This is a genomic window from Streptomyces sp. NPDC001980, assembly GCF_040296885.1.
Taxonomy (GTDB): Bacteria; Actinomycetota; Actinomycetes; order Streptomycetales; family Streptomycetaceae; genus Streptomyces.
In genome coordinates this window covers 15,538-39,537 of the sequence record NZ_JBEOYD010000050.1, presented here as the reverse complement: position 1 = coordinate 39,537, position 24,000 = coordinate 15,538, and the positions used below count along the sequence as shown (strand labels likewise).

The window sequence follows — 24,000 nt, the reverse complement described above, 5'->3', positions numbered from 1 at the left end:
GCGAGAACCACCACGAGCAACTCCCACCCGGACAGGCCCACCCACCCCCCTCGCCTGCCCGGCTCGCGGACCCGGTGCGCACCGACACCGGGTCCGCCCAGAGCGGAGCGCGTACGTCAACCGACCTGACAGGGCAGGCCGGTTGCGCTGTCCCCGCCGTCGCCCTGGACGACGTATCCGAACGTCGTGCTCTGTCCGGGACTGAGCGAGCCGTTCCAGTCGGCGTTGTGGACCATCACGTCCTGTCCGCTGTAGGTGGCGTTGCCGTTCCAGAGGCCGGCCACCGACTGGCCCCCGGGGAGCGTCCAGTCGACCATCCAGCCGAGCATCGGGACGTCACCGCTGTTGGTGACGGTGACCTCGGACTGGTAGCCGCCGGGCCAGCTGTTGGTCGTGGTCCGGGTGGCGGTGCAGGTGCCGGGCGGGGGCTGGCTCGGGTTGCCCGGGTCGTGGATGCCGGTGACCTCGCCGTTGCCGCCGTCGAAGACGACGTCCGAGCAGGAGTAGAAGGTCTCCGTGCTGTCCGAGCGCTGCCAGACCATGTAGATGATGTGCCGCCCGGTCTTGTTCGCCGGAAGCTGCCCGGTCCAGGAGTAGTTGGCCTCGACCGTGCCCGGGGTGCCGTCGAGCGGCGGGTGGTCGACGGTCAGGAACGGCTGGTCCTCGATGTCGTCCCAGGTGAGCGGCCGGGTCGGGTCGTAGCCGTCCTTGGTGATGTAGACGTAGAACCAACCGGGGTGCGCCGCCCACGCGTTGTAGGAGAAGTCGACGGTCGCGCCGGAGGTGAGGTGGGTGACCGGCCAGTCGTCGCGCGGCAGGTCGAAACCGGTGAAGTTGGGGTTGCCGCCACTGCACAGCGAGCCGTCCGGCACGAAGCCGCGGGTGCGGCCGGCGCCGTCCGAGCGCAGCACCGAGAACCAGTTGTAGAACGGCGTGGTCCCGCTGACCTGCTGGGCCGCCTTGCAGGCCGGGTTGACGGGCTTGATCTCCCCGGTGTCGGTGAGCGCGTCCTGCCAGCACAGCAAGGTACGGCTGCCGGGCTTCATGGGGGTGCCGTGCGCCTGGGCCGGGGCTCCGGCGGCCAGGATCAGGGCGAGGGCGGGGACGGTGGTCAGGAGGGCGAGCAGGGTGAGGAAGAGGGCCCGGCCCCTGGTGGGGAGGGGTAATCGGGGGAGGCGGTACGGAGAGCGTGTTCTTGTCATAGGCATGACATATTCACCTCTGTGTGGGATGAACGGTCGCGCGCGGGTCATGGCGACGAACGCGGGGTGGAAGCGGGCCCGACGCGCCGACGGGTTCCGGTCCGCCGGTGCGCATGGGAGCGCTCCCACCCCACTCTCCTGTGAAGCTAGCGCGGACGGGGGCGGCTGTAAACGCCCGACGGCACTCAGTTCGAGTGACAGTGCGCCGCCAGCCAGGGCCCAGACGGGCGCCGGTGGCCATACTCCGCTCATGGAAACGGTGCCCGGCTCGCACGGACCTCAGGCCGACACGGAGAACTGGATGCGCCCGCCCGCCCACGGCTGGACCGCCAGCCAGGTCAGGGATCTCGTACTGCCATTCGACTGGGAACTCACGGACGGAGTGGTTACGGCCGTCGGAGAAACCCCTGTCTGGCACAACCACGTAAGAGGTGGACTGCGGACGGCCTTGAAGTCCGTGGCCGAAGCCGGACGATACGACGTCGTGACCAGCCAGTGCGTCTTGGTCGACGACCGCAACGCCCCTGCGCCCGACGTGATCGTCTTCGACCCGCACACACTGGATTACTTCGACCTCACATGCGTCCCGGTGGAGAGGCTGGCGCTGGTCATCGAGGTCGTCTCGCCCTGCTCCCGCCAGCACGACCGGGTGCGCAAGCCGGCGCTCTTCGCAACCGCCAAGGTCCCGTGCTACTGGCGCGTCGAGCTCGACCGGGACAACAAGCTGACGGTGCACGAGCACTGGCTCAACGCGGACACTCGGTCGTACATCCCCGCCCCCCTGCACCCGGTCCACCAGGGCAAGCTCGTCACCGAGCTGCCGTTTCCCGTCCAGATCGACCTCGACGCCCTCGTCGGATTCTGATCACGCCCATACGATCGGGACATGATCGCAGCCGCCGTCACGGTCGCCCTGGCGTTCCTCGGATACATCGCCACCTACCTCAACGGCCTGCGGCTGGCCCAGCGGCAGGAGCGGCTCGCCCGGGTAAATCGGCAACTCAGTGAGTTCTACGGGCCGTTGTTCGCGCTGACGGAGGCCAACAGCCGTACCTTCGCCGCGTTCGTGGCACGGCACGCCCGGCCCGGGGGCACCTCGCCCTTCAGCGACACGACTCCGCCCAGCGAGGAGGAACTGGCCGACTGGCAGCTCTGGGTGACGACCGTGTTCCTGCCTGTCCTGCGGGAGATGCGCGGGCTGGTGGTCGGGCGGGCCGATCTGCTCCGGGAACCGGAGATGCCGTCGCTGCTGCTGGAGCTGTGCGCACACACGGCGGGATACGAGATCACTGTGGCGCGCTGGGCGCAGGGCGACTTCTCGGACCATCTGTCGCTCGTGCCGTTCCCCAGCGAGGAACTGGCCGCATACGCCCGCCGGGGCTTCGGCGAACTGAAGCGGGAGCAGGCGCGGCTGCTGGGCAGTCAGCGGCCATAGCGGGCCCACAGGCTTGACTCATTTTTGGCCAACCGTGCTATGTGGTGACTGGCGTTCGGTCATGTTCACTTGACGCGGCCATGGGGTTGGTTCTTGACGGTTTCTGAGTCATCGGCCTTCCGATACCGACCGTCGCGCTGTCAGGGCGCTGCGATGGAGGAAGAACTCATGAGAAGACAGATACGCGGCGTACTGGCCGCGTTCACCGGAGCCATGCTGCTCACGTTGGGAATCACCGCGGGCGGGGGACAGTCCGCGCAAGCCGATGACAACGGTGTCGGACTCAAGCCCGTCCTCGGGTGGAGCAGTTGGAGCTTCGTCCGCCGCAATCCGACCGCACAGACCATCGAGGCGCAGGCGAAGGCGCTCAAGGACAGCGGACTGGCGAAAAACGGGTTCGTCTACGCCAACGTCGACGACTTCTGGTACCAGTGCCCGGGCAGCCAGGGGCCGGACGTCGACCAGTACGGCCGCTGGGTCACCGACCCCGCCAAGTTCCCGCCGCGCGGCGCCGAGAACGGCATCCAGGTCGTGGCCGATTATGTCCACTCCCTCGGCCTGAAGTTCGGGCTCTACGTCACTCCGGGCATCTCCCAGCAGGCGGTCGCGCAGAACACCGCGATCCAGGGAACCGCGTACCACGCCCGGGACATCGCCACCACGACGTCGGAGAACAACTACAACTGCGGCGGCATGGTGGGCATCGACTACACCAAGCCCGGCGCGCAGTCCTTCATCGACTCCTGGGCCGGTCAGTTCGCCGGCTGGGGCATCGACTATCTGAAGATCGACGGCGTCGGCACCCCCGACCAGCAGGACGTGCAGGCCTGGTCGGACGCTCTGAAGCACACCGGGCGGCCCATCCATCTGGAACTGTCCAACAACCTGGACATCAACAACGCGGCCACCTGGTCCAAGCTGTCCAACGGCTGGCGCACCGGCGGTGACGTCGAGTGCTACTGCGGGCCGGACGGCAGCAGTTACCCGCTCACCACCTGGGCCTCGGTCGCCTCGCGGTTCGACCAGGTCGCCGCGTGGGCGCCGTACGGCGGTCCCGGCGGGTACAACGACTACGACTCCCTGGAGATCGGCAACGGCGACGACAACGGGCTGACGCCCGACGAGCGCAGGACGCAGATGAGCCTGTGGTCGCTGGCCGCCTCCCCGCTGATCCTCGGCACCGACCTCACCCACCTCGACCCCGCCGACCTCGCCCTGCTGAAGAACACCGACGTGCTCGCGGTCGACCAGGACGGCATCGACGCCCAGCGGATCTCCTCGGACACCGACTCCCAGGTGTTCGCCAAGACCGAGCCCGACGGGGACGCCGTGGTCGGCCTGTTCAACACCGGTTCGGCGCCCCGGGAGGTGGCCACCACCGCGGCCGCGCTGGGCCTGCCCAAGGCGCGCGACTACGCCCTGCGGGACCTGTGGAACCACGGGCTGACCGAGTCCGCGGGCCGGATCGCCGCGAACGTCCCGCCGCACGGGGTGGTCCTGTACCGGGTGCACGGCACCCGCCACCCGGTGGCCGACGCGGCGCCGGACGTCTCCCTGGCGCTGAACTGGGCCCCCGCCCCGAGCGACAGCACCACGCGTACCGTGACCGCGGTCCTGTCCGACAACGGCTCGCGGCCGGTCACCGACGCCGCCCTGACACTCACCGGGCCGTCCGGCACGAAGATCACCACGCATCAGGCGACGCGGGCCCGGACGATCCGCGGCGGCCGTGCGCTGAAGGCCACCTACTCCGTCTCCATCCCGCCCTCGGCGAAGCTCTTCGCCTCCAGCGACTTCCGGGGGACGGCGGCCTACCGCTTCCGGTCGGCCGGGAAGACGCACCTCACCGCCGGTGACACGATCACCGTGAACCATCAAGTGACCGCCCCGTACCGGACGTTCGCGTCCACCACGGCGAGCTTCAGCGAGTCCGGCACCCAGCTCGGTATCCGGGCCCAGGGCGCCGACCTCTACAACGGCACCAACGAGTACGGCACGGTCTATCTGCCCGGAGCCGAGCACGACGGTTCCGTGACCACGGTGAAGCTCGACTCCCAGTCGGACACGGACGTCTGGGCGAAGGCCGGGATCATGGTCCGCAACGACATCACCCAGCCCAACACCTCGCCCGGCTATCTGGCGCTGGTCGCCACCCCCGCCAACGGCTACCTCCTCGACTGGGACAGCGACGGCAACGGAACACTGGACTCCCAGGACTCCACCGGCACCGCCACCTACCCGTCGTGGCTGAAGCTGGTCCGCGACGGCACCACCTACAGCGGCTACTACTCCACCGACGACGCCACCTGGAACCTGGTCGGCACCGTCACCGTCCCGACCGCCGCGGCCACCCAGGACGTCGGCCTCACCCAGACCTCGCACGCCTCGGGCACCACCGGCGAGGCCGACTTCGACACCTTCACGACCACTCCCTAGCAATCCCGGTGTCCGCCCGCACGGTGCTCGGTCAGACGGGTGCCGTGCGGGCGACGGTCGCCGTTCCGGCCGGCGGGAGATCGGTGACCGGGAGTTCGAGGGTGAACTCCGTACGGCCCGGGGTGCTCTGCACGTCGATGCGGCCGCCGTGGGCCGTGGTGATGGCCGAGGCGATCGCCAGGCCCAGGCCCGAGCCGCCCTCCAGGACACCGGCGCGGGTGCGGGAGGTGTCGGCCCGGGTGAAGCGTTCGAAGACGGTCGGCAGGAGGGCGGGCGGGATGCCGGGTCCGTCGTCCCGGACCCGGATCACGCAGGTGGTGCGGGTGGACTCGACGGTCGCGGTCACCGTCGTACCCGCGGGGGTGTGCACCCGTGCGTTGGCCATCAGGTTGGCCACCACCTGGTGCAGGCGGGCCTCGTCGCCCAGCACCAGCGCCGGGGCGTCGTCGAGATCGAGTTCCAGCTGCCAGACATGACCGGCCCCGGCCGCCCGCGCGTCCCACACCGCCTCCGCGACCAGCGCGGCCATGTCCACCTCGGCGGACTGCAGCGGGCGGCCCTCGTCGAGGCGGGCCAGGAGCAGCAGGTCCTCCACCAGGCTGCGCATCCGGGCCGACTCGGCGTTGACCCGGCGCCAGGCCAGGCCCGGCTCGATGCGGTCCGTGCCACGGTTCATCAGCTCGGCGTACCCGGCGATCGAGGCGAGGGGGGTGCGCAGTTCGTGGCTGGCGTCGGCGAGGAAGCGGCGCATCCGCTCCTCGCTCCGGCGCACCTGTTCCTCGCTGCGCTGGCGCTCCGCCAGGGACGCCTCGACGTGGTCGATCATCCGGTTGAGCGCGGCGCCGACCTGGCCGGCCTCGCTGCCGGGGTCGGTGTCCTGTTCGGGCACCCGGGTCAGACCGGTCACCTGGCCCCGGCCGAGCGGCGCGTGGGAGACCTCGACGGCGGTGGCGGCGACCCGGCCGAGAGGGCGCAGCTGCCGTCGTATCACCACCGCGCAGACGCAGCCGGCGGCCGTGAGGCCGACCGCGGCGACGGCGATCTCGACCTCGACCAGGCCGCTGATGGTGTCCAGTACGTCGTCCATGGGGAGGCCGGCCAGGACCCGGACACCGCTCGCGTTCAGGGCGGTGACCCGGTAGGTGCCGAGGCCGGGGACCTGGCGGGTGTGGGTGGAACCGTCCTGTGCGAGGCCCTTGAGGGCGCCGGTCTGGGCTGTGTCGAGGGAGCGCGGGGGTGCGTCCTGGCTGACGACGGCCGCGTTGAGGATGTTGCCCTTGGCGTCCAGGCGGGCGGCGAGCATGCCGGCCGGGTGGCCGCTCTCGTTGAGGAAGGTCAGGTCGCGGGTGAGTTCCGGGTGCAGGGCGGCGCCGCCGACGCCGCGCTCCGCCGCGTCGCTCACCTGGTTGTCCAGATTGCCCATCAGATAGGCGCGTTGGGCGAACACCGTGGTCAGGGCCATCGCGGCGCACACGCAGACCAGGACGGCGGTGATGAAGACGAGCAGTCGCGTGCGCAGCGACCGGCTCCGCAGCCGGGCGGTCATCTGCCGTCCTCCACGGGCCGTACGACGTAGCCCATGCCGCGCACGGTGTGGATCATCGGCGCCCGCCCCCGGTCGATCTTGCGGCGCAGGCTGGAGATGTAGACCTCGACGAGGTTGCCGCCGCCGTCGAAGGAGGTGCTCCAGACGTGGTCGAGGATCTGGGCCTTGCTGAGCACCTGGCGCGGATGGTCCAGGAGCAGGCTGAGCAGGTCGAACTCCTTGGCGGTGAGCCTGATCGGGGTGTCGGCCCGCTGCACCTCGCGGGACTCGCGGCTCAGCACCAGGTCGCCGAGGACGCGTACCGAGTCGTCGGCGGGGGGCTGTTCGGTGCCGGCCCGGCGCAGCAGTCCGCGCAGCCGCAGCACGACCTCCTCCAGGGAGAAGGGCTTGGTGACGTAGTCGTCGGCCCCGGCCTCCAGGCCGTCGATGCGGTGTTCGATGGCGTCGCGGGCGGTGAGCATCAGGACGGGCAGCCTCGGCATCTCGTAGCGGAGTCTGCGCAGCACCTGGAGGCCGTCGAGGTCGGGCAGCATCCCGTCGAGCACCACCGCGTGCGGGGCGCAGCCGCGGGCCAGCCGCAGGGCGGTCTGTCCGTCGAGCGCGGGGTAGGGGCGCCAGCCCGCGTCGGCGACGGCGGCGGCGAGCAACTCGGTGAGACCGGGCTCGTCGTCGACGATCAGGACGCGGACTCGGCCGGTTCGGGCCCCTGCGGTGGCAGACATGTAGCAAGTCTGTGCCGGTCTCCTGGGGGAATGCTGTGTTCCCGCTGAGCCGAAGCCGTGGGACAGGACGGGCGCGGGGGCCGGAATGCGGACGCGAGGACCGGGGGCGACCGGCCGCGGCCGGGTCCGCCAGGCGGGGCGTTTGCGCCAACTCTCTTGACCGAAGCGGGCATTGGCACGCTCCGGCCACCGTGTTCCCTTGAGCCGCCGCCGACCCGGCGCCCACTCTGATCTCTGGCTTCCGCTTACCGGGCGGAAGCGTTTCCACGTTCAGGGGAGGACGTCCACCCATGCGAAGACTCCACGCCCTGTGGGCCGTGGCAGGAGCGGCCGGACTGCTCGCGGGGGCTGTCACGCCCGCGACAGCCGCTCCGGGGTCCCCGGTCACCACACCCGTCACATCCCTCACGGGTCCGAGCACCACCGCCCCACCGCAGACCGTCACCCTCATCACCGGCGACACCGTGACCCTCACCGTCGGACCGGACGGCAAGAACGCCGTCGACGTCCGGCGCGGCAAGGGCCGTGAGGCCGCCACCTTCCTGTCGAGCGAGAAGGACGGCGAGATCAGCGTCCTGCCGGCGGACGCCATCCCGCTGATCAAGGCGGGCCGTCTCGACCCTGCTCTGTTCAACGTCTCCCAGCTGGTCGAACAGGGGTACACGGACGCGAAGACCGGCAGCACGCCGGTCATCGCGACGTACGGCAAGGGCGCCGAGACCCCCGAGGGCGCACGCCGGACGCTGGCACTGCCCGGGATCGACGGCGCGGCGCTCAGCGCGCGGAAGTCGACCGCGTTCTGGTCGGACATCGCCCCGCCGCTGGGCACCGCGCCGACCGCGAAGGCCGCGAGGCAGCTCGGTGACGGCATCGACAAGATCTGGCTGGATGCCAGGGTGAAGGCGTCCCTCGACGTGAGCGTGCCGCAGATCGGCGCGCCCGAGGTGTGGCAGGCGGGCTACGACGGCACGGGCGTCAAGGTCGCGGTCCTGGACACCGGCGTGGACCTCGGGCACCCGGACCTGGCCGGGAAGATCGCCGGCTCGGAGAGCTTCGTACCGGACGAGACCGTGCAGGACGGCTTCGGTCACGGCACCCATGTGGCGTCCACGATCGTCGGCTCGGGTGCGGCCTCGGGCGGCCGGTACAAGGGGGTCGCGCCGGGCGCCCAGCTGCTGGTCGGCAAGGTGCTGGACAACACGGGCAGTGGCCAGTCCTCCTGGATCATCGCGGGCATGGAGTGGGCGGCGCACTCCGGCGCGAAGATCGTCTCGATGTCCTTGGGCGGTACGGCGTACGGCCCCTCGGACGTGCTCAGCCAGACCGTCGACGAGCTGTCCGCGGACACCGGCACCCTCTTCGTGATCGCGGCGGGCAATGCGGGGCCGGGCGAGCAGACCGTGGGCACCCCGGGCATCGCCGACTCCGCGCTGACGGTGGGCGCGGTCGACAAGTCGGACAAGCTGGCCTCGTTCTCCAGCCGGGGTCCGCGCATCGGCGACTACGCGGTCAAGCCGGAGATCACCGCGCCGGGCGTGAACATCACGGCGGCCCGCGCCGCGGGCACCAGCATGCCTGGTGGTACGCCGGTCAACGACTACTACACAACGGCGAGCGGTACGTCGATGGCCACCCCGCATGTCGCGGGCACGGCGGCGCTGGTCGCCGAGGCGCATCCGGACTGGACGGGCGAGCAGATCAAGGAGGCCCTCGCCAGTACCGCGAAGACGAATCCCGACGACTCCGTGTTCGAGCAGGGCGACGGCCGCGTCGACGCGGTACGGGCCGTCGAGCAGGACGTCTTCGCGACCCCGACACTGAGCTTCGGCAGGTTCGAGGACGGTGACACCGAGGTCGTCAGCAAGGACATCACGTACACCAACACCACTGACAGTGCGGTGGAGTTGAAACTCTCGTCGTCGCTCGCCGACCTCACTCTGGGCGCGGACACCCTGACCGTGCCCGCGCACGGCACCGCCTCGGTTCCGGTCGGCGTCGACCCCGCGCAGGAAGCCCAGGGCCGGTACTCGGGCCATGTCACGGCGACCGCCGACGGCATCCAGGTCACCACGGGCGTCGGCTTCGAGAAGGCGCCGAAGACGTACAACCTCAAGGTCTCCCTCGTGGACCGCGAGGGGAACCCGTCCACCGGAGCGTCGATCTACACGCTCCAGGAGCTGAACGGCGCCTACCCCGACGAGTACGGCTTCATCGGCACCGGCTGGACCTGGCAGGTACCGGCCGGCACCTACTCCATCGCGACCTGGATCCCGGACCGGGACGCGGGCGGCCTGGCCGTCGGCACCTCGGTCGTCGGCAACCCCGAGATCAAGGTCGACGGGGACACCGCGGTCGTCCTCGACGCCCGCAAGGCGGTGGAGATCAAACCGAAGACCAAGCAGGACTCCGAGTTCCGGGGCTTCAGCACCAGCTGGCACCGCGCGGGGCCGGGCAGCGCCTGGGGGCTCACCTACAGCCAGGGCTTCTGGACCACGCACGTCTATGTGGCGCCGACCCAGCAGGTCACCGTGGGCACCCTGGACTTCTACGCCAAGTTCCGCCTGTACGCGAAGGAGCTGACGGCGAGCGTCACCAGCCCGGAGAAGACCGCGCTGTCCTCGCTCTACTACTCGCAGACGTACAACGACTTCCCGTTGAAGATCAGCGGTGATCACAAGGTCCAGGCGGTGGACGCGGGCGGCGGTACCGAGGCCGACTTCGCGGGGCTCGACGTCAAGGGCAAGGTGGCGGTCGTCGGGCTCGGCGCCACGGAGCGGGCACAGACGGCCCTGGACAACGCGACCAAGGCCGGGGCGGGTTACCTCATCGCGTACCGCAAGACACCCGGATTCTGGATCGAGGCCGTGGACCGCGCGACCAGCGTCCCGCTGATGATCGCCACCGGCGAGGAGGGCGCCGAGCTGGCCGGCCTGCTGAAGACCGGCAAGAAGGTCACCCTGAAGCTGAGCGGTACGCCGGTCAGCCCGTACGTCTACAACCTGCTCGCCGCGCAGAGCGGCGCCATCACCGCGGACCAGACCTACACCCTGGACAAGTCCGACACGGTGCAGCGGAAAGCCCGTTACTACGGGGCCACGGCCGGCGAGATGGGCGCGGACACCCTGTACACCTTCCGCCCCTGGCAGCTCTTCGGCGTCGAGACGAGTGTGCCCACGCAGTTGGGCACGGAGCGCGACGAGTACTACTACGTCGACCCGGACACCCGTACCTGGCACGTCGTCTATCCGAAGTGGGACACGCTCAAGGGCGAGTGGAGCCCGCTGCACACCTTCACCGAGCCGGGAACCGAGCCCGCCGAGGACTGGCTGCGCCAGGTCGTCCGGCCGGGAAGCAGCGAGGAGTACGGGCTCTCCGTGCGCGACGGAGACAAACTCACCCTCCGGGTCCCGGAATTGACCGACTCCACACCGGGCCACTACGGAGTCGTCGACGGCACCGACAACACCGCGAAGGGCAAGCTCTACGCGGACGGGCAGCTGGTCGGCGACTCGACGCTCGGCGGGTACGGCACCTTCGACGTGGCGGCGGACCGGGCCGCGTACCGCTTCGAACTGGACGTGCAGCGCCGGGCGGAGTGGGCCAGGTACTCGACGAGCACGCACACCGAGTGGACCTTCTCCTCGGCGCACACCGATACGAAGACGGCGCTGCCGCTGCTCACGGTCGGTATCGCCCCGAAGCGTCTCGACCTCCTCAATCGGGCCGACAGCGGGCGTGAGGTGGAGGTCCGGCTGCCGGTCGCGAACCAGCTGGGGAGTGTGAAGGCGAGCAGTCTGAAGGCCTGGGTCTCCTACGACGACGGCACCTCATGGAAGGAAGAGGAAGTCAAGGGCGGCAAGGTGCGGTTCAAGCCCGCGAAGGGTGCCGAGACGGTGTCACTGCGGGTGCTGGCCACCGACCGCGACGGCAACCGGATCGACCAGACCGTGCTGCGGGCCTTCGGCCTGAAGTGAACGACGGCCCGAGCCACTGTAAGGATTCTTAACAAAGCACCTCTACCGTGGCGAGCCATGGTGAACACGGCACAAGATCCTGCAAGACAGACCCCTGCCGCGAGCCCCTGGGCCGCGGTGGGGGTCTCCGCCTTCGAGGAGATGGTGTACCGGTCGATTCTGCATCAGCCCGACGCCGGCGCGGCCGGCTGGGCGCTGATGACCAGGGCGACCCCGGCCCAGCTGCGCGAGGCCTGCAACCGGCTGCTCACCCTTGGTCTGCTCCAACCGCCGGACTCCATGGGCGGGTTACGAGCTGTCGACCCGCGGGTGGCGATCCGTGCACTGATCCGGCGGCGCGAGACGGAGTCCGAACTGCTCGCCGCCACCGCCGAGGAGATGGCCACGGCGTACGAGGCCGGACTGCTGCGCGAGGAGCCGACCCGGCTGATCGAGGTCGCCTCCGGCGAGGGTGCGATCGCGGCCCGTCTGGAGGAGATGTACGCCCGCGCCGAGCACGAGGTGTGCCTTTTCGACACTCCGCCGTACCTCGCCCCGCCCGCACCGCAGGTGGACCTCCAGGCCGATCTGCTCAAGCGCGGGATCGTCTCACGCGGCGTCTACGCGGCGAGCGGCCTGGAGGATCCGAACACGCTGTCCCGCGCCTGGAAGATGGTCGAACTCGGCGAGCAGGCAAGGGTGTTGCCGTCCGTGCCGCTCAAGCTGCTGGTGGTCGACGGACGCCGGGCGATGCTCCCGCTGACCTCGTCCGCGGCGGGCGGCTACTGCGCCGTCGTCGTATGGCACTCGGCGGTCACCGAGGCGCTGCAGAAGCTCTTCGAGCTGGCCTGGCAGCAGGCGACTCCGCTCGGCCGGCCCGAAGGGAACGGCGAACTCTCCGAGGACGAGCAGACGTTGACACGGCTGCTGGCGGCCGGGATGAAGGACGAGGCGGTGGCCCGTCATCTGGGGGTGAGTCTGCGAACGCTGCGGCGGCGGGTGAGCGACCTGCAGGAACGGCTCGGGGCTGCGAGCCGTTTCCAGCTCGGGCTGCGGGCCGCTCAGCGCGGCTGGCTGTAGCGGAGTGGCGGAACAGTGCGGGGCCGCGCTCCCTCCACCAGGAGCGCGGCCCCGACTGCCGTACCGGATCGGCTACTTGCGGATCAGGCTGCGCAGCACGTACTGCATGATGCCGCCGTTGCGGTAGTAGTCGGCCTCACCGGGGGTGTCGATCCGGACGACCGCGTCGAACTCGACGCCCGTGTCGGTGATGACCTTGACCGTGCGCGGGGTGGTGCCGTTGTTGAGCTCCTCGACACCGGTGAAGGAGAAGGTCTCCTCGCCGGTCAGGCCGAGGGACTCGGCGGTGGCGCCCTCCGGGAACTGGAGCGGCAGCACGCCCATGCCGATCAGGTTCGAGCGGTGGATGCGCTCGTACGACTCGGCGATGACGGCCTTGACGCCGAGCAGCGCGGTGCCCTTGGCGGCCCAGTCGCGGGACGAGCCGGAGCCGTACTCCTTGCCGGCCAGGACGACCAGCGGGATGCCCTGCTCGATGTAGTTGCGGGAGGCGTCGTAGATGAACGCCACCGGCGCGTCGGCCTGGGTGAAGTCGCGGGTGTAGCCGCCCTCGGTGCCCGGCGCGATCTGGTTGCGCAGGCGGATGTTGGCGAACGTGCCGCGGATCATGACCTCGTGGTTGCCTCGGCGGGAGCCGTAGGAGTTGAAGTCACGACGCTCCACACCGTGCTCGGTGAGGTACTTGCCGGCCGGGGTGTCGGCCTTGATGGCGCCGGCGGGCGAGATGTGGTCGGTGGTGACCGAGTCGCCGAGCTTGGCGAGGACGCGGGCGCCGGCGATGTCGGTGACCGGCGACGGCTCGTGCTGCATGCCCTCGAAGTACGGGGGCTTGCGGACGTAGGTCGACTGCGGGTCCCAGTCGAAGGTGTTGCCGGTCGGGATCGGCAGCGACTGCCACTGGGCGTCACCGGCGAAGACGTCGGCGTAGGACTTGTTGAACATGTCCTCGCCGATCGCGTTGGCGACGACCTCGTTGACCTCGGCCTCGGTCGGCCAGATGTCGGCCAGGTAGACCGGCTTGCCGTCCTGGTCGGTGCCGAGGGCGTCCTTGGTGATGTCCACCTTCATGGAGCCCGCGAGCGCGTACGCGACGACCAGCGGCGGGGAGGCCAGGTAGTTCATCTTGACGTCGGGGTTGATCCGGCCCTCGAAGTTCCGGTTGCCGGAAAGGACCGAGGTGACCGCGAGGTCGTGGTCGTTGACCGCCTTGGAGACCTCCTCCGGCAGCGGGCCGGAGTTGCCGATGCAGGTGGTGCAGCCGTAACCGACCAGGTTGAAGCCGACCTTGTCGAGGTACGGGGTCAGGCCCGCCTTCTCGAAGTAGTCGGTGACGACCTTGGAACCCGGGGCGAGGGTGGTCTTGACCCAGGGCTTGCGGGTCAGGCCCTTCTCGACCGCCTTCTTGGCCACCAGGGCGGCGGCGACCATGACGTACGGGTTCGAGGTGTTGGTGCACGAGGTGATGGCCGCGACGGTGACCGCGCCGTGGTCGATCTCGTACGAGGTGCCGTCGGGGGCGGTGACGGTGACCGGGTTGGTCGGCACGCCGTTGGCGGTGGCCGGGGAGTCGGAGGCGGGGAAGGACTCCTTGCCCGCCTCGTCGTCGTCGGCGACGTAGTTGCGGACGTCGCTCTTGAACTGCTCGGCGGCGTTCGCGAGGACGATACGGTCCTGCGGGCGCTTCGGGCCGGCGATGGAGGGGACGACCGTGGCGAGGTCCAGCTCCAGCTTCTCGGAGAAGTCGGGCTCGGCCTTCGGGTCCAGCCAGAGGCCCTGCTCCTTGGCGTACGCCTCGACGAGCGCGACCTGCTGGGCGTCACGGCCGGTCAGGCGCAGGTAGTTCAGGGTCTCGTCGTCGATCGGGAAGATCGCGGCGGTGGAGCCGAACTCCGGCGACATGTTGCCGATGGTGGCGCGGTTGGCGAGGGAGGTGGCGGCCACGCCCTCGCCGTAGAACTCGACGAACTTGCCGACGACGCCGTGCTTGCGCAGCATCTCGGTGATGGTGAGGACGAGGTCCGTGGCGGTCGTGCCCGGCTTCAGCTCACCGGTCAGCTTGAAGCCGACGACGCGCGGGATGAGCATGGAGACCGGCTGGCCGAGCATGGCGGCCTCGGCCTCGATGCCGCCGACGCCCCAGCCGAGGACGCCGAGGCCGTTGACCATGGTGGTGTGCGAGTCGGTGCCGACGAGGGTGTCGGGGTAGGCCTGCCCGTTGCGCACCATCACGGTGCGGGCCAGGTGCTCGATGTTCACCTGGTGGACGATGCCGGTGCCCGGGGGTACGACCTTGAACTCGTCGAAGGCGGTCTGGCCCCAGCGCAGGAACTGGTAGCGCTCCTTGTTGCGGCCGTACTCCAGCTCGACGTTCTGCTTGAAGGCGTCGTTGGTGCCGAACTTGTCGGCGATGACGGAGTGGTCGATGACCAGCTCGGCCGGGGCCAGCGGGTTGATCTTCGCCGGGTCGCCGCCGAGCTCCTTGACGGCCTCACGCATGGTGGCGAGGTCCACGACACAGGGAACGCCGGTGAAGTCCTGCATGATCACGCGGGCCGGCGTGAACTGGATCTCCTGGCTGGGCTGGGCCTGCGAGTCCCACCCGCCGACGGCGCGGATGTGGTCGGCGGTGATGTTCGCGCCGTCCTCCGTGCGGAGCAGGTTCTCCAGCAGCACCTTCAGGCTGTACGGAAGGCGAGCCGAGCCTTCCACCTTGTCCAGCCGGAAGATCTCGTACGACTCGTCGCCCACCTGCAGCGTGCTGCGGGCGTCGAAGCTGTTCGCCGACACGACAGTCTCCTTCATTGATGTGCGCGTACCACCGTCATCGTGCCGCCACGCCGACTTGGCCGATCCAGTAAGGTCAGGCTAAGTTAGGCATGCCTTACCAGGGTGGCGGCTACGGTGCGCCTAGGCAGATATCTCGATGTCGAGATAACTCTAGTACACGGGCGCGGGTTGGTCATGCCCGGACCCGCTGTGTTGTGCGCCGCCGCGCCGCCTTCACCCGCCGCGGGCCCACGGCTGCCCTGGTCGGCCGGGCCGGCCGTCTAGTGCCGTCGCCTCCCGAAGCCACCGGATCTCCTGCGCCAGGAGCGCGTTCCGCTCCGTGTCGTCGGCCGCCCGGAGCCGGCGGACCGAGGCCGCGAGCCCGAGGCGGCGCAGCGTGACGGCGCGTGCGGCCGGGGCAGACGCGGCGGGACGCGCCGCGAGCGCCACCCGCAGCAGACCGAGGGCGCGGTCGGCGTCCCGGGCGGGGACGGCGGCACCGCGGCGCACGAGGGCGGCGCCGAGTTCGTCGACGGCGGTGATCCAGTCGGCGAGCGACCACGCGGCCGGGCCGCATCCCACGGGTGTGGGCGGCAGGGCCACGGCCCGGCCGAGCGCCTCGCACGCGGCCGCCACGTGCTCGCCCGGAGCACCCGGAGCACCCGGAGCACCCGGAGGCAACGCCAGGTGCACGGCCGCGGCACCGAGCAGGGCCCCGGCCCGCTGTGCCGGGAGCGCGAGCCGGTCCCAGAGGAGTACGGCCTCCTGCGCGGCGCGCAGCGCGCGGTCCAGGTTCTCCTGGCGCTCGCCGGTCGTCCGCCGGACCAGCGTGGCGGCCTGCGAGGTGAGGACGGCGGCCCGGACCGCTCCGCCGCATCCGGTCGCGAGCGCGTCGCCGTACGCGGTCAGCGCCGCCTCGACGGAGTCCCGTTCCGCGTGACCGGGGTGCACCTCGCCGAGCAGGCCGTGGGCGAGGCCTATGCGCCAGTTGGCGTAGGCCCGCTGCTCGGCGGAGGCGTCGTGCGCCGCCTGAGCCACCGCGGTGAGGAAGGACAATGCCGCTTCGGCCAGTTCGGCGTCCCGCGTACGGTCGGCCCAGGTCAGCAGAGCGATGCTCTCGCGCAGCGGTCCGGTACTGGGATGCCGTTCGTCCAGCTCCACTTCGGGATCGCCCACGGGAGCCGTGCCGCGGCGCGGTGGCGGTCCGGGAAGTGCGGTGAGTGCGGCCACCGTGGTGCACAGGCCGTCGACGACGGACTCCCACTCGGCGGGACGCGCCACCGGATCGAGCACGAGCAGACGCCGGTGCCCGGCGGCGAGCGCCCGCCAGTGGGCGTCGACGGTGGTCGGGGGTGCGGCGGAGCCCACTGGTGGCGGGCCTGCCGGTAGCGGGCCCGCCGGCAGCCGACCCTCCGTTGGCCGAGGCCGTACGGCCGGGGAACTCCCCTGCGGTTCCCCGGCCGCGTCCCGCGCCCCTGCCGGCTCCCCCGGCTCCCCGCGTGGCCCGACCCCGTTCAGGTCGGTCCGCACCCCGTGGCGGAGGAGGGCGAGGAAGGCCTGCCAGAGCGCCTGGCTCTCCGCGGGAGGCAGCCCGCGGAGCCGTCCCAGGGCCGTCTCCCGGCGGCGGCCTTCCTCCTCGGCGAGGATCGAGGCGATCGCTTCGAGCGCGGCCGCGGCGCGCTCCGGGCCCACGCGGGCCGCCAGCCGGAGCACCGCCGCACGGACGAACGCCTCGTGGGCCTCCCGCGGCCGGCCGGCCGCGTCGAGCCGCTCCGCCCTGGCCTGCAGCCGGTCCGCGACGGAGGGCCGGAGCAGGCCGGGCAGGCCCGGCACGAGCGCGAGCAGATGGCGCGCCGACGCCGCCGTACGGCAGTGCTCAAGGAGGACTGTCTCGGACGACGCCCCGCTTCCGTCCCTCTCGCCGGAATCTCGTGCGTCCACCCCCTGTCGCCTCCGTCCCACGGCTGCTGCCCGGTCCGCGTCAGACCGAGCTCAGCAGCACCACCAGCAGGGCCACGGACAGGATCAGCACGGTGACCGTCAGCGCGCCGACGATGCCCCACGTCCGGTCGGCGGGCCGTCCGCCGACCGGCTCGGCCCGCCCGTCGTCCACATCTGCGGGTCCTCCGGCGCCTCCCGGGCTTCGAGGGCCGCCGCGGCCGAGTGGGCCCTGGCCCCCAGGGTCAGGGCTCCCCGGCCGGCCCGGTCCAGCGTGGTACCCGCCAGCCGCAGGAGCCCCGCCGCGGTTCTCCGGTACGGGAACGACCGCGGGCCCGCCGCCCGGTCCGACCGGTACGCGCCGCTCGGCCGACGGTCGGGGGCGGCCCGAAAGGGCCGCCTGGATACTCCTCTGCGAGTGGTAGGTGTCCTGGGTGACGCAGCGCAGCGGCGCTCCGGCCGCCGGCACCTCGATCGCGTCGGCGGGGCGCACCCCGAAGGTGTCGGAGTCGGCGTCGTAGAAGTCCCTGACGACGTCCGCGCACAGGCCGTGCACGAGGTGGAAGAGTTCCCGCGTGGCCTCGTCGGTCCGCGGCCTGTCCCGGCGGACGACGCCTTCCATCAGGGGCGTCCGGCGCGAGCGGTTGCGGACGTACTCGACGTCCTGGCCGACGTCGGCTCCCGTCAGGTAGACCACGCGGTACAGCAGCCACAGGGAGTGCCCGTTCCGGTCCCGGTACTCGCGCAAGTAGGCGCTGTCGTCGGAGACTTCGCCGCCCGCCACGCTCGCGAGGAGCCCGTGCGTCCGGGTCTCGGCGAGGAACCTGGGGGCGACCACCACCTGGAAGTCGTGGCTGGCGGTACGGGTGATGACGAAGGGCCAGGCGTCCGGCCGGTCCGAACCGGCCGGCGGCCCGTCCGTTCCGTAGGTCATGAGGCCTCCTTCAGCACGAGCGATCCCGGGTGCACGGCCTCGAACTCGGCCAGTACCGCGTCGAACACCTCGGCCATGCGCGCCAGCGCCTCGTCCTCCGAACGCGCCTGGAGCATCTGCCCGCGGACCTGGGCGATCTCCCGCTCGACCTGCTGCCTGCGCTCGGTGATCCGGGTCCTCCCGTACTCCTCCGCGGCTCCGAGGACGTCCTGCTGGATCGTCCGCAGCAGGGGCGAGCGGGCGGGCCGGGCGCCCAGGACAGTGCGTAGCAGGGACAGTTTGCTGTCCCACCCGTCCATCCGTGCGAGCCGCTGCCTGTGCTGCTCAAGGAGCGGACCCACGGTCTCGGCCCGGTGCGCCGAGGCCCGCAGCTCGTCGCGGACCAGGTCCACCAGGACGGCCATGAACGGTATCTCCACGTTGTACGGCCGCGGATACGTGCCGGGCTTGACCTGCTTGACCATGGTCCGGGACGCGGGGTCCAGGACCGCGTACCCCTGGCCGAGCGCGCTCACCGGAATGAACCGGAAGGTCCCCACCGACTTCCGGTTGAGGCGGTCGAGGTAGAAGTCGGCGAAGTCCGGATGCTCCAGCAGACCGTCGAGCACGCTGCGCAGCGTGTGACCGGCCGCCTGCAGCAGATCCCACTTGGTGACCACCACGTGCACCGCGGCGTCGCTCTGCTGGATCTCGTTGAAGATCGCGATGAGTTCGTCGGTGAGACCCGGCTCGCCGTCGAGCTGGCGGAGCACCTTCTCGCCGTCCAGCAGGAGCAGCAGGAACTTGGAGGCCCTGACCCGGTCCCAGACCGCCTGGCCCGCCTCGCTCTCCCAGGCGTCCGCGATCTGCATGAACGCGCCCGAATAGTCGAGGTAGGAGAGGGCGAACGGGCTGAAGACCTCGCCCTCCTCGGTACGGAGCGAACACGTGAACGTCCATTCCGTGGTGTTCGCCTGCATGTTGGGGTCGGGCCACTCGTCGGGAGCTCCGGAGGTCACCTCGCGGAAGATGTTGTTCAGTCTGATCTTGTCGGCGCCGGGGACGTTCACGAAGAACCCCGTGTCCGACCGCTGGATGGCCAGCCGGCGGAACAGGCTGGCCAGGTAGAGGGTCTTGCCCGAGCCGGACGGCCCGAGCACGGTGACAGGAATCGTGTCCATGCAGTGCCTCGTTCGGTGACGCGGAACAGCGTCGCGGGGGCGCGTGGCCCCCGCGACACACCCCCCGTGCGGAGCGGTACGGCGACCGTAAGCGGCGGATCGTCCGGAACCCATCCCAACCATCTGGGATATCCCTACAGTTGCGGATATGCCTCGACCTGCTTCTGAGCCCTCGTCAGAGCCCGCCGCGGGCCGTTCCGGTTCGTTACGTGCCCGTTCCGGCGACCTGGTGGACGCCTTCGAGCGCCGCTCCCGCCGGCTGCTCGCCACCGCGCCCGCCTCCGGCGCCGCCCTGGAGGTGCTGGGCGCCGCCGCCCGGTGTCTGCTCCGGCAGGTGCCGGCGGACGTGTGGTGCGGGGTGCTGCTCGATCCGGCGACGCTGCTGGACACGGGCGGCCGCCACGAACAGGGGTTTCCCGAGCGCGTGATGCCCCGGCTCTTCGAGATCGAACATGCCGAGCAGGCGGGCGTCGACAACATCCGGGCGCTGTCCCGCCGTACCGAGCCGGCCAGTCTGCTGAGCGTGTCCACGGGCCGGCGGCTGGAGGACAGCGTCTACTACCGGGACATCCTGCACCCCGAGGGCCTCGCCGACGAACTGCGCGTGGCACTGCGGGACCGGGGGCACTGCTGGGGCCTGCTGGTGCTCTGCCGGGCCCGGGGCGCAACGCCGTTCTCGCCCGCCGACGTGGCGCTCGCCGCCCGGCTCAGCACCCCGGCGGGGCGGGCGCTGCGCCAGGCGTTCCTGCTGGGCGGCACGGACCTGGGCGACACCCCGGACGCGCCGGGCCTCGTCATCCTCGACCGAAGCGGCCGGATCCAGCAGGCCACGCCGACGGCGCGGCACTGGCTCGGCCAGATCCAGGAGAGCCGTCCGGCCGACGAGGAGACGGGTCCGCTCGCCCTGCAGGCCGTGGCGGCCAGGGTCCGCACCACCGCGCCCGAGAGCACCGGGGAGTCACCGGCCCCGGTCCACTCGACCCGCTCCCGGGTACGGACCCACAGCGGCCACTGGGTCACCCTGCACGCCACGCACATGTCGGCCCCGGGTGGCGGTGAAGGGACCGGGGAGGACACCGGGGCCGGGCACACGTACGTCTCGGTCGGTCTCAGCCAGCCCGGCGAACTCGCCGCGATCGTGCTCGACGCGTACGGTCTGTCGGCGCGCGAACGCCAGATCGCCCAGCGGGTGCTCGTGGGCCGGTCCACCACCGAGATCGTGGACGAGTTGGCGATCACCGAGGACACCGTCCAGGACCATCTCAAGAAGATCTTCCGCAAGGCGGACGTGCACAGCCGCCGCGAACTCATGGAAGAGGTCTTCTTCCACCACTATCTGCCCGGCCTCGTCCAGCCTCCGCTGACCACGGACGGCAGGAGACGTCCACGGGGCCGCGCCGCCGGGAATGAGGCCTCCGGGCCGGGCTGAGGGGTTCGTCTCAGGGGCTCTCGATCGAGCCGTAGGCGGTGAGGTCGGCCAGGAGGCGGGCGACCGGGGCGGCGGCCTCCTCCGGGGAGCAGTCGGCGGCGGTGGCGAGGGGGCACCAGGTCGTGTTCGGTGCGCGGTTCACGCAGCGCCTCCAGGAGGATGCGGGCCGCCCGGTTGACGCGGGCAGCGGTGAAGGTGGTGTCGTCGATCACCTGTGCGCCGCCGTCCGGCTCCGGTCGGAGGTGCGGGGAACCCGGAAGGCGGATCGTCGGCGTGTCGGAAACCGGGTCAGAGCGTGTCAAGTCGGGCCTTTCGCCAGATGAAGTCGAAGTGCGTACCGGTCAGGCCGTTGCCCACCCCCGGACGGACGCCCGCGGCACCCTCGTTGACCAGGCAGTTCAGGCCCCGGTCCACCCGGCCGGCGGACAGCACACCGGTGCTGATGGCGACCTCGGTGACCGCGCCCCGGTACTCCGGCCCGCTCGTCGCACGGATGCCGCCGGCAAAGGGGCCGAAGCCGCCGACGAACCGGTCGTCCTCGATCTCCACGGACAGCGGACAGGATTTCCGCATCTCCTCCGCCATTTCGGCGGCGCCCCTGAATCGACCGGCGCGGGCGCCCGTCAATTCGCGGTTTTCGGCGACGAGCAGGGAACCTATCCGCAACGTCCGGAAAAAGTGAGGTCGGTGTCGACGCGGCCGGCCAGATCGGTCGGCGATATGGCCATCTCGAAATAGTTTCCGATGGTGGAGTGCTTGTCCAGGAGAAGTTGGGAGATGATCCGGCGGTTCGCCGCGATACAGCCCGGGATGTCGATCTCGGCGAACCTTTCAAGACCGCATCCGGTGACCTGTGGATCGACGGAGAAGGAGGCCAGTGGAATCCCCAGCACATTGGACCGGAAAAAGAGGTCGCGCAGGGCCCGCCGGGACGGCAGCCGGCCGTGGTCCAGCGGTACCGCGACCGCTCGTGACGGCGCCGGTTCGCGGCCGTCCGGCACCTCGTCGAACGTCGACGCCGGCACCCCGTGTGTCGTCAGCCAGCCCGCGAGACCGGGCTCGCCGGCCGGAATCGGAATCCTCAGGGCGCGCCCTACATGTCACCGTCGCTCGCCACGCCTTCCGCCACCCAAATCCTTCGAGACATATGCGGCCCCCACTGTGTGCGGTGAGAGTGCGGGAATTCCGGGCACCGCCGCCGGCGCGCCTTCGAGCAGAGCAGCGGCGACGGCTTTCGGCACAACGGACCGTGAATCAGATTCCGCTGTGGATGATCACGAGGAACGGCTTGGGGTTCTCACCCTCGGGCGTCATGACGGTCGTTCCCCGATCGGCGTCGAGGGAGCCGAGCGGGGTGATCTCCGGGGCTTCCAGAGTTCCGACGAACAGGGCGGCCTCAATGGCTTCCTGGGGAATTTCGCATACCTCCGACTTGAGCCTGATGACACGTACCGGCACTGAGCAACGGGCACCACTCCAGCGTACGGAGGAAAGGCACCCGGACAACGGCCGGCGGAATTCCCGGCCAAACGTCGGGAGCCGTCTTGACACGCCTTCACGCCACCCTTGGGCGGTTCGGAACAATGGTCGACGGGCCGAACGCCGGGGCTCGTTGACGTGGCATCACCCGAACGGACCCCCCGACGGGCGCCATCTCATATCTGAGATAACCTCGGCCTCATGGCAGACGACTACCTCGTACGCATCGGCAAGCTCATCCGTGACGCCCGGCAACACCGCGGCTGGACACAGACTCAGCTCGCGGAGGCGCTCGGCACCAGTCAGAGCGCTGTCAACCGCATCGAGCGCGGCAACCAAAACATCAGCCTTGAGATGATCGCTCGAATCGGTGAGGCCCTGGACAGCGAGATCGTCTCACTGGGCTACGCGGGCCCGATGCATCTGCGAGTGGTCGGCGGCCGCCGGCTGTCCGGCGCCATCGACGTGAAGACCAGCAAGAACGCGTGCGTGGCCCTGCTGTGCGCCTCGCTGCTCAACAAGGGGCGGACGGTCCTGCGCCGGGTGGCCCGGATCGAGGAGGTGTACCGCCTGCTGGAGGTGCTCAACTCCATCGGCGTGCGCACCCGCTGGATCAACGACGGCGTCGACCTGGAGCTGGTGCCGCCCGCCGACCTCGACATGGCGTCGATCGACGCCGAGGCCGCCGTACGCACCCGCTCGATCATCATGTTCTTCGGCCCGCTGCTGCACCGCATGGACCAGTTCAAGCTGCCGTACGCCGGCGGCTGCGACCTGGGCACGCGGACCATCGAGCCGCACATGATCGCGCTGCGCCGGTTCGGCCTGGACATCGCGGCGACCGAGGGGCAGTACCACGCGCAGGTCGACCGCGCGATCCGCCCCGGCCGCCCGATCGTCCTGACCGAGCGCGGTGACACGGTGACCGAGAACGCGCTGCTGGCCGCCGCCCGGCACGACGGCGTCACCGTCATCCGCAACGCCTCCTCCAACTACATGGTCCAGGACCTCTGCTTCTTCCTGGAGGCGCTCGGCGTCAAGGTCGAGGGCATCGGCACCACGACGCTGACCGTGCACGGCGTCCCGAACATCGACGTGGACGTGGACTACTCCCCCTCCGAGGACCCGGTGGAGGCGATGAGCCTGCTGGCCGCCGCGGTCGTCACGGAGTCGGAGCTGACGGTCCGCCGCGTCCCCATCGAGTTCCTGGAGATCGAACTCGCCGTCCTGGAGGAGATGGGCCTCGACCACGACCGCAGCCCCGAGTACAGCGCGGACAACGGCCGTACCCGCCTGATCGACCTCACGGTCCGCCCCTCCAAGCTGGAGGCGCCGATCGACAAGATCCACCCAATGCCCTTCCCCGGCCTGAACATCGACAACGTGCCGTTCTTCGCCGCCATCGCGGCGGTCGCGCAGGGCAAGACCCTGATCCACGACTGGGTCTACGACAACCGCGCCATCTACCTGACCGACCTGAACCGCCTCGGCGGCCGCCTCCAGCTCCTCGACCCGCACCGGGTCCTGGTGGAGGGCCCGACCCGCTGGCGCGCCGCCGAGATGATGTGCCCGCCGGCCCTGCGCCCCGCCGTCGTCGTCCTGCTGGCCATGATGGCGGCCGAGGGCACGTCCGTCCTGCGCAACGTGTATGTCATCAACCGCGGTTACGAGGACCTCGCCGAACGCCTCAACTCGGTCGGGGCGCAGATCGAGATCTTCCGGGACATCTGAGTCCCCCCGCGAAAGGCCGCCGCCCCGCCCCTGCCGACCCGCACGACCGCGGGACGGGAGGGGACGTGGCGGCGCCTCCGGGACTTTTCCGGGAGTTTTCAGGGACTTTGGGACCGCGTTCGAGGAGCAGGCGCGGGAAGCAACTCCCGTTCGTGAGCCGTCGCTGACATGCCCGTATTCGGCGTTGCG

18 protein-coding genes are annotated in these 24,000 nt (G+C 70.5%); 7 read left to right on the top strand and 11 right to left on the bottom strand.

Annotation, left to right across the window (positions count from 1 at the left end):
• Nucleotides 1-116 precede the first annotated feature (116 nt).
• Nucleotides 117-1,208, bottom strand: a complete 1,092-nt coding sequence (locus ABT137_RS44110) for a lytic polysaccharide monooxygenase auxiliary activity family 9 protein (protein WP_351718111.1) — start codon at nt 1,206-1,208, stop codon at nt 117-119.
• A gap of 244 nt (nt 1,209-1,452) precedes the next feature.
• Between ABT137_RS44110 and ABT137_RS44105 the strand changes: the two genes are divergently transcribed.
• The 3 genes from ABT137_RS44105 (at nt 1,453) to ABT137_RS44095 (ending at nt 5,073) form a co-directional block, all read left to right on the top strand.
• Nucleotides 1,453-2,067: a Uma2 family endonuclease gene (locus tag ABT137_RS44105; RefSeq protein WP_351718109.1), complete on the top strand. Its 615-nt coding sequence runs from the start codon at nt 1,453-1,455 to the stop codon at nt 2,065-2,067.
• A 21-nt stretch (nt 2,068-2,088) separates the two neighbouring features.
• Entirely contained in the window at nt 2,089-2,637 is a 549-nt protein-coding gene (locus tag ABT137_RS44100; protein ID WP_351718108.1) for a hypothetical protein, read from the top strand.
• A 168-nt stretch (nt 2,638-2,805) separates the two neighbouring features.
• A complete protein-coding gene (locus ABT137_RS44095; protein ID WP_351718106.1) occupies nt 2,806-5,073 on the top strand; it encodes an NEW3 domain-containing protein in 2,268 nt (755 codons plus the stop codon).
• A gap of 31 nt (nt 5,074-5,104) precedes the next feature.
• On the opposite strand, the gene ABT137_RS44090 is transcribed toward ABT137_RS44095, so the two are convergent.
• Together ABT137_RS44090 and ABT137_RS44085 are read right to left on the bottom strand one after the other, a co-directional pair.
• Nucleotides 5,105-6,619: a HAMP domain-containing sensor histidine kinase gene (locus tag ABT137_RS44090; protein ID WP_351718104.1), complete on the bottom strand. Its 1,515-nt coding sequence runs from the start codon at nt 6,617-6,619 to the stop codon at nt 5,105-5,107.
• The gene (locus ABT137_RS44085) at nt 6,616-7,341 is read right to left on the bottom strand and encodes a response regulator transcription factor (protein ID WP_351718102.1); all 726 of its coding nucleotides are present in this window, start codon (nt 7,339-7,341) and stop codon (nt 6,616-6,618) included. The genes ABT137_RS44090 and ABT137_RS44085 overlap by 4 nt, the downstream gene beginning before the upstream one ends.
• Before the next feature lie 290 nt (nt 7,342-7,631).
• On the opposite strand from ABT137_RS44085, the gene ABT137_RS44080 reads away from it, so the two are divergent.
• Nucleotides 7,632-11,315, top strand: coding sequence for a S8 family peptidase (locus tag ABT137_RS44080; RefSeq protein WP_351718100.1), 3,684 nt, complete (start codon nt 7,632-7,634; stop codon nt 11,313-11,315).
• A gap of 117 nt (nt 11,316-11,432) precedes the next feature.
• Nucleotides 11,433-12,374: a response regulator transcription factor gene (locus tag ABT137_RS44075; protein WP_351718098.1), complete on the top strand. Its 942-nt coding sequence runs from the start codon at nt 11,433-11,435 to the stop codon at nt 12,372-12,374.
• A gap of 72 nt (nt 12,375-12,446) precedes the next feature.
• Here the strand turns inward: ABT137_RS44075 and acnA are convergent, their stop codons facing one another.
• From acnA to ABT137_RS44055, 4 genes are all read right to left on the bottom strand, one after another.
• The gene (gene acnA, locus ABT137_RS44070; protein WP_351718096.1) at nt 12,447-15,161 is read right to left on the bottom strand and encodes an aconitate hydratase AcnA; all 2,715 of its coding nucleotides are present in this window, start codon (nt 15,159-15,161) and stop codon (nt 12,447-12,449) included.
• Nucleotides 15,162-15,374: 213 nt separating this feature from the next.
• Nucleotides 15,375-17,081, bottom strand: coding sequence for a hypothetical protein (locus tag ABT137_RS44065; protein ID WP_351718094.1), 1,707 nt, complete (start codon nt 17,079-17,081; stop codon nt 15,375-15,377).
• Between the two features lie 40 nt (nt 17,082-17,121).
• Nucleotides 17,122-18,012, bottom strand: coding sequence for a hypothetical protein (locus ABT137_RS44060; RefSeq protein ID WP_351718092.1), 891 nt, complete (start codon nt 18,010-18,012; stop codon nt 17,122-17,124).
• On the bottom strand, nt 18,009-19,172 hold the full coding sequence (locus ABT137_RS44055; RefSeq protein WP_351718090.1) for a hypothetical protein: 1,164 nt from the start codon (nt 19,170-19,172) through the stop codon (nt 18,009-18,011). Before ABT137_RS44055 ends, ABT137_RS44060 begins: the two co-directional genes overlap by 4 nt.
• Nucleotides 19,173-19,401: 229 nt before the next feature.
• On the opposite strand from ABT137_RS44055, the gene ABT137_RS44050 reads away from it, so the two are divergent.
• On the top strand, nt 19,402-20,601 hold the full coding sequence (locus ABT137_RS44050; protein WP_351718088.1) for a LuxR C-terminal-related transcriptional regulator: 1,200 nt from the start codon (nt 19,402-19,404) through the stop codon (nt 20,599-20,601).
• Between the two features lie 10 nt (nt 20,602-20,611).
• On the opposite strand, the gene ABT137_RS44045 is transcribed toward ABT137_RS44050, so the two are convergent.
• The 4 genes from ABT137_RS44045 to ABT137_RS44030 form a co-directional block, all read right to left on the bottom strand.
• Nucleotides 20,612-20,743 carry a hypothetical protein gene (locus ABT137_RS44045; RefSeq protein ID WP_351718087.1) on the bottom strand — a complete coding sequence of 44 codons (132 nt, stop codon included), beginning with the start codon at nt 20,741-20,743 and terminating at the stop codon, nt 20,612-20,614.
• A 146-nt stretch (nt 20,744-20,889) separates the two neighbouring features.
• A complete protein-coding gene (locus ABT137_RS44040) occupies nt 20,890-21,267 on the bottom strand; it encodes a CgnE/CgnB domain-containing protein (RefSeq protein ID WP_502984671.1) in 378 nt (125 codons plus the stop codon).
• Entirely contained in the window at nt 21,258-21,641 is a 384-nt protein-coding gene (locus ABT137_RS44035) for a CgnE/CgnB domain-containing protein (protein ID WP_502984672.1), read from the bottom strand. The genes ABT137_RS44040 and ABT137_RS44035 overlap by 10 nt, the downstream gene beginning before the upstream one ends.
• Nucleotides 21,642-21,855: 214 nt before the next feature.
• The gene (locus tag ABT137_RS44030) at nt 21,856-22,059 is read right to left on the bottom strand and encodes a hypothetical protein (protein WP_351718082.1); all 204 of its coding nucleotides are present in this window, start codon (nt 22,057-22,059) and stop codon (nt 21,856-21,858) included.
• A gap of 222 nt (nt 22,060-22,281) precedes the next feature.
• Between ABT137_RS44030 and ABT137_RS44025 the strand changes: the two genes are divergently transcribed.
• Nucleotides 22,282-23,811, top strand: a complete 1,530-nt coding sequence (locus tag ABT137_RS44025; RefSeq protein WP_351718080.1) for a helix-turn-helix domain-containing protein — start codon at nt 22,282-22,284, stop codon at nt 23,809-23,811.
• Nucleotides 23,812-24,000: the final 189 nt, after the last annotated feature.